Raw genomic sequence first — 16,224 nt, 5'->3', positions numbered from 1 at the left:
AACTTTGGTCTAAATTTAAAAAGCCCTAAATTTTAGGGCTTTAGTGTTATTTTGAAAGAGCCTTTTCAATGCTAAATGGCCACGCTTGATAGCCCATTGCATTTGTCATTTTAATCTCTATGCCAGGAGTTGTTGAACCCCACTCAAATTCGTTAATATGTGGACTTGGAAGACCTGTTGGTGCTCCAGTTGCTATATCAAACTGCATTCCGGCAACAGCTGAATAAGTCATAATAGAGTCTTTATCAGCTTGATACTCTGTTAAGCTTGTAACTGAGCTATACCAGTCAAATCCTCTATCTTTGCCGTATTCCCAAACCTGCTCAACTGTCATTTTCTTTTGATCGATTTTGTAAACAACAGCGCGTGAGTATTTCATTGTTGGAAGAGCAGGTTGTTCCATACCACGGCTATCACCATTATCAAACGCACTTACATAGATGATATCGCCTTTACTTTTTTCATCGATTTTAAATGCTGTGTGTTGTGTCCAAGTATAATCAAATCCGCCTTTGTCATTTTCATAACCAGGGCATTTTGCACCATCAGCACCGCAAGAAATTTTATTTCCTTTGCTATCAACTGGAGTTAGAAGTTTTGATTTAAACTCATCTTTCCAACCAACTGGATTTCCTAAAATCCATTTAACTTTTTTATCTCTACCGATTTTGATAATTGCATTTTGATGGCGGCTTGAGATGATGATGCTATCATCTTCTGCGTCATGATCTACTGAGTTAACATGAGCCCAGTTTCTACCAGGTCCGCTTCCAACGATATCACCAAAGTTATTATTATCATCCATCTTAGCTAAATCTTCTTCACTTAAAGTATGACCTGTTTGACTTGCATCAATATTTAAACAAACTGCACCTTGATCAAGAACTTTTAAGACATTATCTCTATAAGGATCTAAAATTTCATAAAGTCTCCAATCATCCACAACTTGTCCGTTTTTATCAACCTCAACGATCACATCTCTAACAGTTCTTACATTTTTACCATCAAGTCTTTTTAAATTTGCATTTGCAACTCTTAAGAAATAGTTTCCATTTGGACTATCATCAAGTGAGTGAGAAAAATCAACATATCCAGCTGGAAGTTCTCTATTCCAAATTTCTCTACCCATGATGTCATATTTAGCGTATCTTTGACCATATCCCCAAGTTAAATCGCCATCTTCATTTTGTTTAAAGCCCATCATAACACCAGCATTAAAAGCTGATTTTAAGTTATAAATTTTAGCTGGGTCTAGATACCATCTAACTTCGCCTTTTGTATCTAGGATAAAAATTTGTGGGTTATAGTTCCACTCTAATGCTCCGCCCATTGGGTTGTTCCATACAACTTTTGTACCTTTTCCAGTTTTATTTTGAAAGTTATTTACAAAATATAGTCTATCTTTAAATTTATCAATTGCAGGAGTTACAACTTCAATATCATCAAACAGTACACCTTTTTGTCCTTTATGACCAGAAACATCTAGGAAAACTGGTGCTGTGTAAATTTCATAAGTCTCTTTAAGGGTTTCATCTTTGCCTTTGTAGCTCTTTGTATACTCAACTTCAACTTTATTTACATAATCAGGATACAGACCAAAAACAGGAATTCCACCATGAGTTTTTAGCTCACCATCAGCAACTTTATATTTTATCTCTTGACCGTTCTCTTTTGGAACGATTCTAACAGTTGCGTTTTTGATATTGTATCCGCCATTTTTAATAACTGCTGTAAGAGGTGCTACATCATAAGGATTTACAACCAACTCTCCAAGCTTGCCTTGAACTGCATAATCAATCTTTGGTCCACTTGCACCGCCGATAGCAAAAGAAGCCGTAGTGCTAACTGTAAGTAACATACCAGCAACAAGTGCTGAACTAAGAATTTTTTTCATACTTTCTCCTTAATATATTTCAAATTGAATTATATAAAATTGTTCTTACTAAGTTCTTACTATGGATTAAAATTTAAATTAAATTTAAGAATTTATATATGAGTATCGCCCCAGTTTAGGGGCGACTTTAATTAAAAGAAGTTAAGGTTTTTAACGTCTTGGTCTATCTTTTGAAGTCTATCACTTGGCACGCTACCAACATCACCTTTATGAAGCTCGATTCTTTCAGGTGCTTGAACCTCATCTGCTTGCTGAGTAAGAGTTATAGCTATATCATAAGCTTTTAGCTCATTAGCTAACTCAACTTGACCTTTTCTAGCATACTCTTTACACTGACCAATAACTCTAGCAGCTTCATCTGGACCATGGAAACCATAGCTGTTTTCACTAAATGCAAAGTCCCATCTCATATGAGCTCTTCTTTGATTCCAAAGTGAGCCTTTTAATGCTTCACTAATAGCTGCTTTTTTAGCATCAGCTTCTAAACTAGCAAAATTAGGATGATTTGCAAGCTCTTCTCTAGCTGTAGTAATATCTTGAATGAGAGATAAAAGTGCGTTTTCACACTCTCTAAGGCTATAAGCATGGCGATTTTGAATAAAATCAATTCTCTCTTTTAACTTCTCTTCACTTTGCATATGGCAAGTTTTACAACTTCCTGTTATATCAGCAAATGGACTAGTTATAAGGTGGCTTGTAACTTTTTGAGCTCCACTTCTTTTATAAGGCATATGACAATCGGCACACCCTACACCACTTCTAGCATGAATTCCAGTTGAGCTAAGTTCAGCTTCTGAGTGTTGCATTTTAACAATTGGCGCATCTGTAGTTTTGTGTTTATAATCTTGTGGAAATTTTCCATTTTCATACATCTCATCATAATACTCATCAAACATCTCTATCTTAAATGGCTCATCTTTTGGCCATTTTGTCCAAGGAAATGTTAAAGTTGAGTCTTTTCCAGCAAAGTAATACTCCACATGGCACTGCATACAAACATAGCTTCTCATCTCCTGTCTTGTAGCTTTTAAGCCACTTTTTGCATCAGCTTCATAACCTCTTGCAACCATTGCATTTACAAAAGCTGGTCTTGTAACTCTTAAACTCATATCATCAGGGTGATGACAATCAGCACAGCTACTTCCTAGATGAGAACCACCATATGGATCTTCGCCATGTTTGTTAGCAACCATCTCCATAACATCAAAGTAAGGAATTGAGTTCATCTTTGTCCACGCAGCTTTTTCTTTTTGTCCATCCTTACCTTTTACATCAAAAAATGGCATAGGATCTTTTGATGCTTCTACAGGATTTTCATGAAGTTTAGTATAATCTTCATCAACCATTATCGCAGTTAAGTGACCTGTATGACAATTTACACAGGCACCTGGTTGGCCTTTAAAATTAGGAAGTCCATGAGAATTTAAATACTCTTTATTGTTTCTCATAGTCTCTATTTGATCTATTTGAGAGTAAAAGTGAAGTCTTGGGCGGTTATAATCAACAGAAAATGCATATCCATCCCAAAAAACTGTAGATGCTGGCCATCTAATAAGCTTACTATATGGAACTGAACCAGCAAATGGAGTTTCGATATTAAATGTTTCCATACCTATAAAAGAGTCATACTGAACAGGAAAATTCTTACCCCACTCTCTAACATCTGGCTTGGTATCACTTACTTTATGAAGCATCATAGGGTATGACTTTTCTTCACTTCTTTTTTCGCCAATATCGGCAAATAGTGCAAACATCGCACCACCTAAAACAACAGCAATTAAAAATGCAACCACGTATAAAGCTTTATTCTTCATACTTATATCTCCTTATCAAATTTAAAAGTTATGTGCATGTCCAGCTTGCCTATGGCAAGAGATACATGATAGTGGCTCGCTTATAGAACTACCGGCTTTTTGGGTAGCATCTACTGAGAAAGCAGCATAATCTCCATGACAACGAATACAGTTGTCTTGAACTATTTTTTTACTTTTTGGTGTAGCTGTAAAAGATACTGGATTTTCCTTGAAAGTAACTGCATATCCATGATGAAGTCCACTTTCAGCTTTCATCATCCATTTACCAATAAAATCATGAGGAACATGACAATCATTACAGGTGGCAACCTGTTGGTGTCCACCTTTCATCCAGTTCTCATAGACTTGATTCATAACATGACAGTTTTTACAGGCTAAAGGATCGTCACTCATATATGAAAACCCTTTTGCATACACAAAGGTAAAAAGTCCATGACCTATTACAACTCCAAAGCTTACAATAAGCAGTAAAGCTGCAAAAGTAGAGGGGTACTTTTTGATCTTATCTATGATTTTACTCAAAAGATCCTCCTTATCAAATTTGTTTACTTTTATAAAAATTTAATTTAAAAAAAGTAACTTGGGCAAAAATTATATCAGATAATATTTTAAACTAGGTTTAAATTTTTACTATTTTAACAATAACTGCCCTTGAGTTAAATACCTAAATTTAGGATATTAAAATCATTCTTTTTAGTATACAATAAGTTAGTGTTAGATTTATTGATTTGTATCAATTGATGATTAAAAGAGATATAGCCATAATAAGCATACCAGCTATGAAACCAGCTATACTTACATGGTGTCTGCCATATGCTCTAGCAGCAGGTAAAAGCTCATCAATTGATATAAATACCATAATTCCAGCTGCTATACTTAAAACCATAGCAAGGATAAATTCATTTAAAAATGGCGCTAAAACCAAAAATCCAATAACTCCACCAACTGGTTCAGCAAAACCTGAAGTTGTAGAGTAAATGAGTGCTCTTTTTTTATCGTTTGTGGCTTTATAAATCGGGGCTGCTACGCCAATTCCTTCTGGTATATTATGAAGTGCTATAGCAAAAGCTATGGGAAGAGCTAATTTAGGGTCTGAATAAGACGCGATAAAAGTAGCAAGTCCTTCTGGAAAGTTATGTATAGCAATGGCAATGGCGGTAAAAATTCCAGTTCTCATAAGTGATCTTTTTTCATCTAAAGAGGCACTAAATTCGTGCGGATTGCTACTTTCTGGGATAAGCTTGTCAATAACTGCAATTATAGCTATACCAATAAAAAATGCAAAAGTAGCAAACGCTTTGCCATATACACTATTTGTATTAGTTGCTATTTCAACACTGTTTGGCAAAATTTCAACAAATGAGACATAGATCATAACTCCTGCTGAAAAACCTAAGCTAAATGTAAGAAAATTTTTATTAGTTTGCTTAACAAGGACAGCTATAAGTCCACCAATGCCCGTACTTAATCCTGCTAGAGTTGTTATTAAAAGAGCAAAAACAAAAGCATCCATTACCACTCTATGAATGTTCTAGCTTTTTTAATATCACTAAATTTTATTTTTAAATTTTCGCTTTGGGTTTTAATAGTTAAAATTTCATCTTCAAAACTTAAAATTTCACCTTCAAATTTCTCTTTTGAATTTAGTGTAACTATAATTTTTTCACCAATGCTACTTATAAAATGCTCTTCTTTTTTTAAATTTCGCTCAAGCCCAGGACTACTAACTTCTAGTGTGTAATCACCATTTACTGGAGGAGTAACATCTAAAATAGGACTTAAAAGGCGGCTAAATTTCTCACAATCATCAAGAGTCACACCACCGTTTTTTGTAATATAAATTCTATATATGGTTTTGTTGTTTTCATTTACTATCTCACTATCATAAAAATCCAAACCACACTCTTTAGCTAAAGCTTGTAAATCAATCATCTTTTTTAAGCTCCTTTGAGATTTTATCAAACAAGGCATCCATTTGATTTTGACGCTCTAAAGTATCATCAAATTTAAAGTGAAATTTTGGTGCTCTAAACCACCCTTCAGCTTCACGACAATAGCTCTGTAGGTAGCCATTTACTTTTTTTAATTTATTTAAAATTTCAGCTTGTTCTAACTCACTAAGACCCATCTTATCAAGATAGATAAAAGCATCATATTTGCCTCTTTTGCACTCAACATCTACAACACAAAGCCCCCTTAAAAGCGGGTCATTAAGCTGAGAAAGTGCTTCAGGAATAATCTCTTTTAAAATGCTTTGTGTTCTTAAAAGCTTGATGTTATCGCTCATCTACAAGACAACCTTTTGCTCTTTTTCTATAAAGCTCTCAATAAAATCCCCAACTTGCATATCATCATATCCAACAATTCCAACACCACACTCAAAACCTTTTGCTACCTCTTTTGCGTCATCTTTGAAGCGTTTAAGAGAGCTTATCTCGCCTTCAAATTTAATAATACCTTCACGAATAACTCTAATCTTTGCTCCACGAACAATCTTGCCATCAGTAACCATACATCCAGCAATTTGACCAACTTTTGGAACATTTATAACTTGACGAATTTCAGCTTGACCAATCTCTTCTTCACTAATTATAGGACTCATCAGTCCGCCAAGCACAGCTTTTACATCATCAAGCATCGAGTAGATGACATTATAAGTTTTAATTGTTACGCCTTTTTGTTTTGCGCTCTCTTTTACATCACCTGTTGGGCGTATGTTAAATCCTAAAATCACACAGTTTTCACTAGCACTTGCTAAACTTATATCGTTTTGAGTAATACCACCAACACCACTGTGGATAATATCAACTTTAACCTCATCATTTCTAAGTTTTTCAAGACTAGCTTTAATAGCCTCTAAACTTCCACCAACATCAGCTTTTACAATAACAGGAAGAGTTTTTAGCTCACCTTCTGCGATTTTTGCACCAAGTTCTTCAAGACTAACTTTTGTCGAACGAGATAACTCAAGAGCTCTATTATGATCATAAATTTTCTTTGCATACTCTCTAGCTACCTTCTCGTTCTCAACGCAAACAAGCGTCTCGCCTGATTCTGGAACTTCATTTAGTCCTATTATAACGCCACACTCACCAGGCTTTAAATCTTTAAGAGCTTTACCACTATCATCAGTTATAGCTCTAACTCTGCCATAACTTGAGCCAACCACTACATTATCGCCAACTCTTAAAGTTCCATTTTCCACTATAATAGTAGCAACAGTTCCAACTCCTTTTTGAAGTGAGCTTTCTATAACTGTAGCTTTTGCACTTCTATTTGGGTTTGCTTTTAGCTCTAAAAGATCGGCTTGAAGCAAGACTATCTCTAAAAGATCATCAACGCCCATTCCAGTTTTAGCTGAAATAGGAACAAACTCATATGAGCCACCCCAATCAACTGGCATAATATCAAGCTCAGAAAGACCTGTTTTAACCTTATCTGGATTTGCAGTAGGCTTATCCATTTTATTGATAGCAATTATTATAGGAACACCAGCCGCTTTTGCATGAGCAACAGCTTCTTTTGTTTGAGGCTTTACACCATCATCAGCTGCTACAATTATAATAACAATATCTGTTACTTGAGCACCCCTTTCACGCATAGCAGTAAATGCTTCGTGACCTGGAGTATCAATAAAAGTGATAGCTCTATTGTTTTTAGTTACCATATAAGCACCAACATGTTGTGTAATACCGCCAGCTTCGCCAGTAGCAACACGAGAATTTCTTATATAATCAAGAAGGCTTGTCTTACCATGATCAACATGTCCCATTATAGTCACAACTGGAGCTCTTTGTTTTAAATCTTTCTCATCATCATCTGTTTGATTATAAGCACTTACATAGTCAAATTCTTCTGCTTCATCAATGATATTTATCTCAATATCAAACTCACTAGCCAAAATTTCCATCGCATCTTCATCAAGGAAATCATTTTTAGTAACCATAAGCCCTAGTATAAATAGCTTTGAGATAATCTCACTTGGAGATTTACCAAGTTTATCAGCAAATTCATAAACCCTAATCTCTTTTGGGATATCTAAACTTTTAATCTCTTGATTATTCTCAACTTTAACAGTTTTTTTATGTTTTTTTCTAGAACCTCTACTTATACTTCTAGGAGCGTTATCTTGATTTGTATAACTTGCTTGAGAATTTTTATAAATTTGCTGTTTTTTGGTCTCTTTTCTTTCTTCTACTTGGATAGGCTTAACAGTAAGATCGGGTAAAACTACTTCATTGTCATCTTCAAAATTTATATCTGCCATACCTCTATCATCAAGAAGTTCAACCTTTTTAACCCCTTCTCTTTTAGGAGTTTGATGTATTTTTTGCTTCTCTTTTTTCTTTTTATTTAGTGATGTTTCAGCATTTGAAAAAAGCGTATCAAGCCCTACATTTAACTTTGTAGAAGGTTTTTTAACTGAAGTATTTGACTCTTTATCTTCTTTTTTCTTTTTAAGAATAACTATACCTTTTCTTTTGCCAAGTGAAGATGCAACGCTTTCTTTTTTGATTTTTGTAACGCCTGGAATTTTGTCTTCAACTTTTGTAGGCTCTTTTGGCTTTAAATTTTCACTCTCAGTAGGAGTAGATTTTTTAGCTTCTACAATCTTTTCTTTTTTAACATCTTGTTTTGCTGGTTCTGTTTTTTCTACTTCCACAGCAGGCTCTTTAGATGGTTTTTTAACATCAGGCTTTGCTTTTTTTACCGGTTTTTTAGCTTCAAGTTCCTCTTTTTTAGGCTCAACTATATCAATATCTTCATCAACCACAACATTTTTCTTAGCCCTTGTAGTCTTTTTTTTCTTTGGCAATTCGCCTGTTTGAATATAGTTATAGATAGCTTCAGCATCATCAACACTTACTTTACTATTTGCAGCTTTTACCTTTTTAAGCCCCATTTCATGGGCTTTTTTAATGATCTCTTTGTTATCATAACCTAGCTCTAGTGCTATATCACTAATCTGAACTTCCGCCATATAAAACGCTCTCCTTTAACTCATCTAAACTAAAATTTTTAATATATTTAGATATGCTTTTATTTAAAATTTTATCTTCTGTTGTACTGCACTTTTTGCAAATATAAAAGCTTCTACCTCCACCACAAAGTAGCTTTTGCTCCTTATAGTGAAATCTAAAAAGATCACATTGAGCAAATTTAGCCCTGCAAACTATGCAAGTTCTCATTGGTTTATAACGCGTCATTATACCATTTTTTCTTTATTTTTTGCTTTTAGGCTCTATTTTAAAGCCATTATTATCAAATTCAAGCTCTAAAATCCTAAAATTTGGAAATTTCAGAGCTAATGTTCTAGCTAATTTTGAAGAACTATCACGATAAGCGATATTCAAAAATGACGACCCACTCCCAGAAAGCGTACTCATAAGTGCTCCATTTTCGTAAGCTACATCTCTAACTTTAAAAAGCTCAGGTAAAGTTTTCATCCTTAGATACTCATGAATTCTATCATAAGCTGCGTATTTTAAATTATCATAATCCTTATTCATAAAACATGCTGATAAAAAAGATGAACAAGATAGATTTGATACTGCATCTTTAAGGCTTATTTTTTTAGGAAGTTTGCTTCTTGATTCATTTGTTGACATAGGTTTATCTGGTATAACAACTACAGCTTTGATAGAGTCTAGAATTTCTGCTTTTTGTGTATGAACTTCGTTTTTAACTACAATGCTGGCTGTAAATCCACCAAAAACAGCGGGCGTTATATTATCAGGGTGATTTTCATATGTTAAAGCCCTATTTAAAACAAGCTGTTTTTCAACCCTAAATCCCGCCATATGATAAGCTGCTGCTATAGCACCTACAACGACCGAAGAGCTACTACCAAGACCTCTTGAAAATGGTATTTTATTATCAAAAGCAAATTTAAAATTTTCATTTTCACCTGTTAAGGATAAAAAAACATCATTAAAAATATTAACAAATGTATTATTTTTCTTAACATTTGCTCTATTTTCTCCTTCACCTTTTACAGATATGCTTAAAATAGACTGTTTTGTAATACTTACTTCGTTAAACAGTCCCAAACTAAGCCCAAGAGAGTCAAACCCAGGTCCAAGATTTGCACTGGTAGCTGGTATTAAAATTCGCACTAAACCGCTCCTAAAATGTAGTTTGGAAGTGTATCATTTTCTAAATTTAAAGTATTTAAATTTGTAGGTAGCTTAAATTCTACTGGCAGTGCTTTTTTAAGTAAAATTTCACCATTATTTAAAACAAAGCTCATGGTTTTATTTGCTTTTATAGGACCACCACCATTTAACTCAAAACCACTAACTGCATAAAATTTAATATCTTTTACTATAGATATTGTTTTAAGTATGGTATAAGATACCTTTATGCCCATAAAACTACCAGGTCCATTTGTATAGATAATGCGTGAAATTTCATAACTATCTAAAATATTATCAAAGATTTCAATCAAAGCTTCACTAGCCATATTATCTGGTGAGATCTTTTTTTCTAAAATGCCACCTGTATATATCCCAACAACCAAAGTAGAGCTAAGAGATATCACTAAAATATCAATTTTTTTTATATTAATTCCTTAAGCAAAAGCTTTTGCGTACTCTTTTAAAGCCGATCTATTTAGCTCAACAACTTCAAAGTTTTTAGCATCAGCCAAAATAGCAAGAGTTAACTCATGGTTTAGTTTATGACTTCCAGCAAATGATGTATAATCTCCAAGAATAGGCATTCCCATAAGCGATAAATCACCAATAGCATCTAAAATTTTATGCCTTACAAACTCATCTTTATATCTTAAACCTTCTGGATTTAAAATACTAAAATCATCCATAACAACAGCATTTTCTAAGCTGCCACCAAGCGCAAGATTATTAGCCCTTAACATCTGAACATCTTTTAAAAATCCAAAAGTCCTAGCTTTTGAGATCTCTTCAATATACTTTTTCTTAGAAAACTCAAACACATACCTTTGCGTACCAATAAGTGGATGATCAAATTTAATAGTATAGTCAAATTTTGGGCTATTTGATGGGCTAATTTTTACAAATTTTTTACCCTCTCTAATCTCAACTTCATCTTTTATAACTATAATCTTTTTAGGTGCATCAAGCTCTTTAATACCAGCTTCATCAAGCATCATACAAAAGCTTACTGAGCTTCCATCCATTACAGGAGCTTCATTTGCATCTAGGATAATTCTAATATTATCAATCCCATAGCTTGATATAGCACTCATAAGATGCTCTATCGTAGATACATAAACGCCTTTATCATTTCCAATAACTGTTGCCATTTGTGTATTTATAACGCTTTTTGGTTCAGCTTTTATACTAACCCCGACATCTTTTCTATAAAAAACTATGCCAAGATTAGCATCTAATGGCTCAAGAATGATATTTATCGGCTCACCTTTGTGAAGCCCTATACCAACCCCTTCTACTCTTTTAGCGATAGTTGTTTGTTTCAATTCTTATCCTTAAAATTTCTTTACTTCCAAAATTATATCTAAATTTCAGTAAACAAAAAAATTACTTTTTATTGTCTATAACCTTACTTGAGTTATCAAGTATTTGATATATGTTATCTTGCATCCACTTACTATCCATCCACTCCTCAGGTCTTACCTCGACTCCTTGAATTATCACGCCAAAGTGAAGATGATCTCCAAAAGCTAGACCAGTTTTACCAGTATGGGCTATAATATCTCCAGCTGCTACCTTATCGCCAACACTTACTAAAGTAGTACTACAGTGAGAATAAAGCGTATAAAGACCAAAACCATGATACAAAACAACACTTAGGCCGTATATGCCACTATCTCCAGCAAATACAACAGTTCCTGGGTTAGAACTAACTATATCAGCCCCAGCTATACTTGCAAGATCAAGCCCTAAATGCCAGCTTTGGCTTACGTCTTTGCCATTTTTTTCATAAAAACGGTGATCACCAAAACTCGCAACTGCTGCTGCATTTTTAAGAGGATAAAATTTTTTTAAAAAGAACTCATCAAGTTGATTTTCATGAATTTTTACAGCATGAGTTCCTACTGGGCTACTTTGCCTTAAGGTTTCATTTACAAATTTAAACTTTTCAACGCCTTCTAAATCATCTGGATTTTTAGCGTAGTGATTTGTAAGATCAGTTATTTTGCCATCTATAAAATCATCAGTTAGTTCGATATTTGAAATTTTATATTTTTTATCTTGCAAGTAATACCTTATACGAGTTTTTGTCTCATTTCCTGCCATATCAGTAGCCACTATATCAGCTCTAAAATTATCTTCTCCAACTGGCCAAGCTACAAGTGCTGCGTAGTAATCTTTAGCATGAAATGGAACAACTTCAAAGCGTTTACCAAAATTTGTTTGGATATAAACATCTTTAAGCATCTCATCACTAGCTCTAAATACCACAACTGCTGCACCGCCTTTTGTAATCTTATATGACTGATTGATTGCATAAACTTCAGGGCGTTTTGTATCTACAATAATATTTACATCTTGCTTTAGCCTGTTTCCTTGAAAGAAATTCCACCTACTTGCATCACCAACTTCTAAAGAGAGCGAATAGTTAGAATTTCTATCTAAAAGTGAGCCTTGCGGAAGAGTTATCTCAAGAGCGAGCTTTGGTTGCATGATATTAAATTTTTGATCAGCTAAAACTATGTTTTGTTTTCCATCGCTTAATGTAATTTTTATACTTTTAATTCCACTATCATCTTCAATAATTAATGGTATAGGAGTTTTTAAATTCCAAAAAATACTATCACCTAAATTTGAAGTTGGTGAATTTCTCTCAAAAGTTTTAGATGAGTATACATAAAAAACACAGCCCGCTACTAAAAGTAGAATAAAAAATCCAAAAAAACCTTTAAAACCGCCACTTTGACTACTTCGTCTTCTCAAATTTACACCTTAATATTTTTGAATAATTCTAACTTATAGTGTTAAACACTCAGTCAACATCTATAAAAAATCTCTTATTACCCTAGCTTCATAAAGCCACTCTTTAAGATCATTCCATCTTTTGTCTTTGATCATACTCTCGCAATTTTCAAGCTCTTTTTTAAATGATTCTATAGAATTTAACACATTATCTCTATTTTGTCTAAAAACATCCACCCACATCTCGGGTGAGCTCTTTGCTATACGACTTATATCCGAAAAACTTCCACCTGAGAGATTTATGATATTTCTTTTATTTTCCTCTTTTAAAACGCTATTTACAAGTGAGTAGCTAACAACATGGGGCAAGTGAGAGATTAAAGCCACATGATGATCGTGTTTCTTAGAGTCCATAAAAATTATTCTCATGCCAGCATATGATAAAAGTTCAACTGCTCTTTTTAAATGAAAACCACTACTTTTATCTTCATCACAAATAACCACAACAGCATCTTTTAATAGTGTCTTAAAAGCCGCTTTTGGACCTGAGTTTTCAGTTCCTGCCATAGGGTGAGCTGCCACTAAATTTGGGCGAATTTTATCTGGACAATTTTGTATAATCTCAGATTTTGTACTTCCTAGATCAATTATAGTGGTTGACTCTTTTACATCTTCTAAATTTTTAAGAGTTGAGATAATTGCTTTAACAGGTATAGCAAGAAAAATAATATCACAAATTTCTTTTAGCTCATCAAATGGTAAAATTTGATTAATAAGTCCCAAATTTAAAGCTTCTTTTTCATTTTCTTTGCTTAAATCATATCCATATACTCTATCAACTAATTTCATATCTTTTAAACATAACCCAAGCGAGCCACCAATAAGTCCAAGCCCAATAATGCCTATTTTCATAAATTTCCTTATACAATTATCTAATTTATAGTTTTTTTATGGTATTATACGAAATTATTTTAAAATTTTAGGTTAGTTAATGAAAAAAAGTTTAGTTTTTTTACTGGTTTGTGCAAATTTTTTATTTGCAGCCCGCATTGAGTCTATAAGATTTGAAGGTTTAAATCAACTTTCCCCACTAGTTGCGCAAGAAATGAGCGGTCTTAGAATAGGTGATGAAATTACTGGTGCAAATACAGATGCAGCTATTAAAAGGCTGTTTGATCAGGGATATTTTGATGATATTTATATTGATTATAGTGGCGGTAATGTTGTAATTCATGTAAAAGAAAAGCCAATAATTGCAAAGCTTGACATTGAAGGCGTTGTTACAAACGACAGAAAAGCCATGGAACAAATTATCGGTTTAAGACCTGGTCAAGGATATGATAAAGTTGCCTTAAATAGAGCTAGAGAAAGAGCTAGACAATACTATGAAGTAAAAGGGTATTTTGATACAGTTGTAGAAGTAGATGAAGAACCACTTAATAGTGATGGCAGCTCACTTCACCTAACAACCATTGTAAATAGGGGCGAAAATATAATAATAGATAAAGTCAACATGATAGGAGCTAAAAAGCTAGACTATGGCGACATACAGCCAGCCGTAGCAAACAAACAAAGAGAAGTACTTGGTTGGATGTGGGGATTTAATGATGGAAAATTAAAAACTATTGACCTTCCAAAAGACCCAGATAGGATAAAAAATGAGTACTTAAAAAAGGGCTATCTTGATGCTAATGTATCTTTGCCTTACCTAAATGCAGATATGAAAAACTATAGAGCTGAGCTTACATACTACATAGAAGAAGGTGAAAGATATAGAGTTAAAGATATATCTATAGAAGCCCCTGATTTTTTAAATTTAGATAAAGAAAAACTTATAAAAAAACTTAAGTTAGATAGTGGAGATAGATTTAACTCAGATTTTTTAAAAAGAGATATAACAAAACTATCAAATCATGTAGCTGATATGGGTTATGCTTACGCAGAAGTTGAACCACATCTATCACAAGACTATGAAAACCACACTGTAGATATAAACTATGTTGTTATACCATATAAAGAGATATATGTAAGAAAGGTGACAATTTCTGGAAATGAAAAAACAGCTGATTCGGTAGTAAGAAGAGAGATGTATTTAACTGAGGGTCAACTTTACAATAGAACCGACCTAGTTGATTCAAGAAATGCTCTTAGAAGAACTGGGTATTTTGAAAATGTAGAGATAGAAGAAACTAGAGTTAGTCAAAACGAGATAGATTTAAATGTAAAAGTAACCGAAGCTCCAACAGGAAGTATAACTGGTGGTATAGGGTATGGAAGCGATGATGGACTTTTACTAAGTGCAAGCTTGTCTGAGAAAAATATATTTGGTAGTGGCATTGGCGGACATGTAAGCATAGAAAAAAGCGATGATGATTTAAGTGGAGCTATTGGCTTAACAAACCCTAGAGTTTTTAACTCAGAGTATAGTTTAAGTGGGCAAATTTATGCAAGAGATTGGGAGTGGGATGATTATGAAGAGACTGCTTATGGCTTTAGCATAACAGCTGGTAGAAAGCTAAATAGATATACATCAGCATACCTAACATATGATATTGAAAGTTCTAAAATAGAAGGTCTTGATGAGTTTTATAAGGCTGCTGGTTATCAAAATGGCAAAAATATAAGAAGTTCATTAATTCCTAGTATTAGATTTGATAATACTGATGATTATTATATTCCACGAAGTGGTATTTCAGCTTCTCTTGCACTAGAATATGCTGGACTCGGTGGAGATATGGAGTATCTTAAAGGTATGGGAAGCTTTAATTGGTATTTTGGATTAAGGGATTATATAGGATATGATGCAATATTTAGATACAAGTCCAACATCGGTTACTTCTTTGATGATAGCGAGCTTCCTGTAAATAAAAAATTCTTTCTTGGTGGCATGAAGAGCATTAGAGGCTATGATGGCAGAAGCATTCCACAACAGCAAATTTGCCTTGAAGGTAGAGGGTGCAAATATATAGAGATTGGTGGCAATAAGAGCTTTAATAATTCATTTGAGATAAGCTTACCACTAATAGAGCGTATAAATATGAGATTTGTAACGTTTTTTGACTGGGGAACTATCGGTGATGATAGCTTTGATGAAGTTACAAGATATAGCGTTGGTGCTGGAATCGAGTGGACTACGCCTATTGGACCACTACAACTTTTCTGGGTTAATCCACTAAATGATGAAGAGTATGATAAAACAAACAATATAGAATTTACTATCGGAGCAAGATTTTAATTTTGCTTAGTTATATTAAGGATTTCTCTAATAAATTTTAGAGAAATCCTTTTATGTTTATTTAGAATTTAACAGCAACACTATTTACACTTATTTTATATATCAGAATTTGCTTATTTTTAATCATATCAAATTTTAAAATTTTGAGTTTAAACTTGTAACTGTTTTTATCTAAGTTAAATTATCTATTTTTTCAAATATCAATTATTAGCTTTGCCTAGATTATGCCCAACATCATTAAACGCATAAAAATTATTATAATCAAGTATTAAAGTAGCTTTAGCAGCCTTTAACTTCTTTAATTATATTTTTACATTATAATTTATTGTATATAATGGTAAATTTAGAACTTTTGCCTCTTACAAATATAATCTTTTCATCAATAACGCTTTTTTATTTATCAGT

14 protein-coding genes are annotated in these 16,224 nt (G+C 33.4%); 1 reads left to right on the top strand and 13 read right to left on the bottom strand.

What is annotated here, in order from left to right:
* Nucleotides 1–46 precede the first annotated feature (46 nt).
* The 13 genes from CCORG_RS02125 to CCORG_RS02065 all read right to left on the bottom strand — a co-directional run bounded on the left by CCORG_RS02125 (nt 47) and on the right by CCORG_RS02065 (nt 13,496).
* The gene (locus tag CCORG_RS02125) at nt 47–1,894 is read right to left on the bottom strand and encodes an aryl-sulfate sulfotransferase (protein WP_025803078.1); all 1,848 of its coding nucleotides are present in this window, start codon (nt 1,892–1,894) and stop codon (nt 47–49) included.
* 131 nt (nt 1,895–2,025) lie between these two features.
* On the bottom strand, nt 2,026–3,708 hold the full coding sequence (locus CCORG_RS02120) for an ammonia-forming cytochrome c nitrite reductase subunit c552 (RefSeq protein ID WP_025803079.1): 1,683 nt from the start codon (nt 3,706–3,708) through the stop codon (nt 2,026–2,028).
* Between the two features lie 21 nt (nt 3,709–3,729).
* Nucleotides 3,730–4,230: a cytochrome c nitrite reductase small subunit gene (gene nrfH, locus CCORG_RS02115; protein WP_051487260.1), complete on the bottom strand. Its 501-nt coding sequence runs from the start codon at nt 4,228–4,230 to the stop codon at nt 3,730–3,732.
* A gap of 211 nt (nt 4,231–4,441) precedes the next feature.
* Nucleotides 4,442–5,221 carry a zinc transporter ZupT gene (zupT, locus tag CCORG_RS02110; protein WP_025803081.1) on the bottom strand — a complete coding sequence of 260 codons (780 nt, stop codon included), beginning with the start codon at nt 5,219–5,221 and terminating at the stop codon, nt 4,442–4,444.
* Nucleotides 5,221–5,637, bottom strand: a complete 417-nt coding sequence (gene rimP / locus CCORG_RS02105; RefSeq protein WP_025803082.1) for a ribosome maturation factor RimP — start codon at nt 5,635–5,637, stop codon at nt 5,221–5,223. The genes zupT and rimP overlap by 1 nt, the downstream gene beginning before the upstream one ends.
* A complete protein-coding gene (rbfA, locus tag CCORG_RS02100) occupies nt 5,633–5,995 on the bottom strand; it encodes a 30S ribosome-binding factor RbfA (RefSeq protein WP_025803083.1) in 363 nt (120 codons plus the stop codon). Before rbfA ends, rimP begins: the two co-directional genes overlap by 5 nt.
* Nucleotides 5,996–8,689, bottom strand: a complete 2,694-nt coding sequence (gene infB, locus CCORG_RS02095; protein WP_025803084.1) for a translation initiation factor IF-2 — start codon at nt 8,687–8,689, stop codon at nt 5,996–5,998.
* Nucleotides 8,670–8,897 carry a DUF448 domain-containing protein gene (locus CCORG_RS02090; protein ID WP_051487261.1) on the bottom strand — a complete coding sequence of 76 codons (228 nt, stop codon included), beginning with the start codon at nt 8,895–8,897 and terminating at the stop codon, nt 8,670–8,672. The genes infB and CCORG_RS02090 overlap by 20 nt, the downstream gene beginning before the upstream one ends.
* 33 nt (nt 8,898–8,930) lie before the next feature.
* Nucleotides 8,931–9,824, bottom strand: a complete 894-nt coding sequence (gene thrB / locus CCORG_RS02085; RefSeq protein WP_025803086.1) for a homoserine kinase — start codon at nt 9,822–9,824, stop codon at nt 8,931–8,933.
* Nucleotides 9,824–10,171, bottom strand: coding sequence for a glycoprotease (locus CCORG_RS02080; protein ID WP_051487264.1), 348 nt, complete (start codon nt 10,169–10,171; stop codon nt 9,824–9,826). The genes thrB and CCORG_RS02080 overlap by 1 nt, the downstream gene beginning before the upstream one ends.
* A gap of 108 nt (nt 10,172–10,279) precedes the next feature.
* Nucleotides 10,280–11,167: a UDP-3-O-acyl-N-acetylglucosamine deacetylase gene (lpxC, locus tag CCORG_RS02075; RefSeq protein ID WP_025803088.1), complete on the bottom strand. Its 888-nt coding sequence runs from the start codon at nt 11,165–11,167 to the stop codon at nt 10,280–10,282.
* 61 nt (nt 11,168–11,228) lie between these two features.
* Nucleotides 11,229–12,605 (bottom strand): peptidoglycan metallopeptidase Pgp6, encoded by a 1,377-nt coding sequence (gene pgp6, locus CCORG_RS02070; protein ID WP_025803089.1) that lies wholly within the window; start codon nt 12,603–12,605, stop codon nt 11,229–11,231.
* A 60-nt stretch (nt 12,606–12,665) separates the two neighbouring features.
* Nucleotides 12,666–13,496: a prephenate dehydrogenase gene (locus tag CCORG_RS02065; protein WP_025803090.1), complete on the bottom strand. Its 831-nt coding sequence runs from the start codon at nt 13,494–13,496 to the stop codon at nt 12,666–12,668.
* A 79-nt stretch (nt 13,497–13,575) separates the two neighbouring features.
* Here CCORG_RS02065 and bamA point away from each other — a divergent pair, with 79 nt between their 5' ends.
* The gene (gene bamA / locus CCORG_RS02060; RefSeq protein WP_025803091.1) at nt 13,576–15,819 is read left to right on the top strand and encodes an outer membrane protein assembly factor BamA; all 2,244 of its coding nucleotides are present in this window, start codon (nt 13,576–13,578) and stop codon (nt 15,817–15,819) included.
* Nucleotides 15,820–16,224: the final 405 nt, after the last annotated feature.

This window comes from Campylobacter corcagiensis (genome assembly GCF_013201645.1).
Classification (GTDB): Bacteria; Campylobacterota; Campylobacteria; order Campylobacterales; family Campylobacteraceae; genus Campylobacter_B; species Campylobacter_B corcagiensis.
Note: the sequence above shows the minus strand (reverse complement) of the source record. Positions and strands in the feature narration are given on the sequence as shown.

Coding starts and splice junctions, on each gene's coding strand:
- infB (WP_025803084.1), bottom strand. CDS start 8,689: ATGGCGGAAGTTCAGATTAGTGATATAGCACTAGAGCTAGGTTATGAT.
- CCORG_RS02120 (WP_025803079.1), bottom strand. CDS start 3,708: ATGAAGAATAAAGCTTTATACGTGGTTGCATTTTTAATTGCTGTTGTT.
- CCORG_RS02090 (WP_051487261.1), bottom strand. CDS start 8,897: ATGAGAACTTGCATAGTTTGCAGGGCTAAATTTGCTCAATGTGATCTT.
- rbfA (WP_025803083.1), bottom strand. CDS start 5,995: ATGAGCGATAACATCAAGCTTTTAAGAACACAAAGCATTTTAAAAGAG.
- zupT (WP_025803081.1), bottom strand. CDS start 5,221: ATGGATGCTTTTGTTTTTGCTCTTTTAATAACAACTCTAGCAGGATTA.
- CCORG_RS02080 (WP_051487264.1), bottom strand. CDS start 10,171: ATGGCTAGTGAAGCTTTGATTGAAATCTTTGATAATATTTTAGATAGT.
- CCORG_RS02065 (WP_025803090.1), bottom strand. CDS start 13,496: ATGAAAATAGGCATTATTGGGCTTGGACTTATTGGTGGCTCGCTTGGG.
- CCORG_RS02125 (WP_025803078.1), bottom strand. CDS start 1,894: ATGAAAAAAATTCTTAGTTCAGCACTTGTTGCTGGTATGTTACTTACA.
- bamA (WP_025803091.1), top strand. CDS start 13,576: ATGAAAAAAAGTTTAGTTTTTTTACTGGTTTGTGCAAATTTTTTATTT.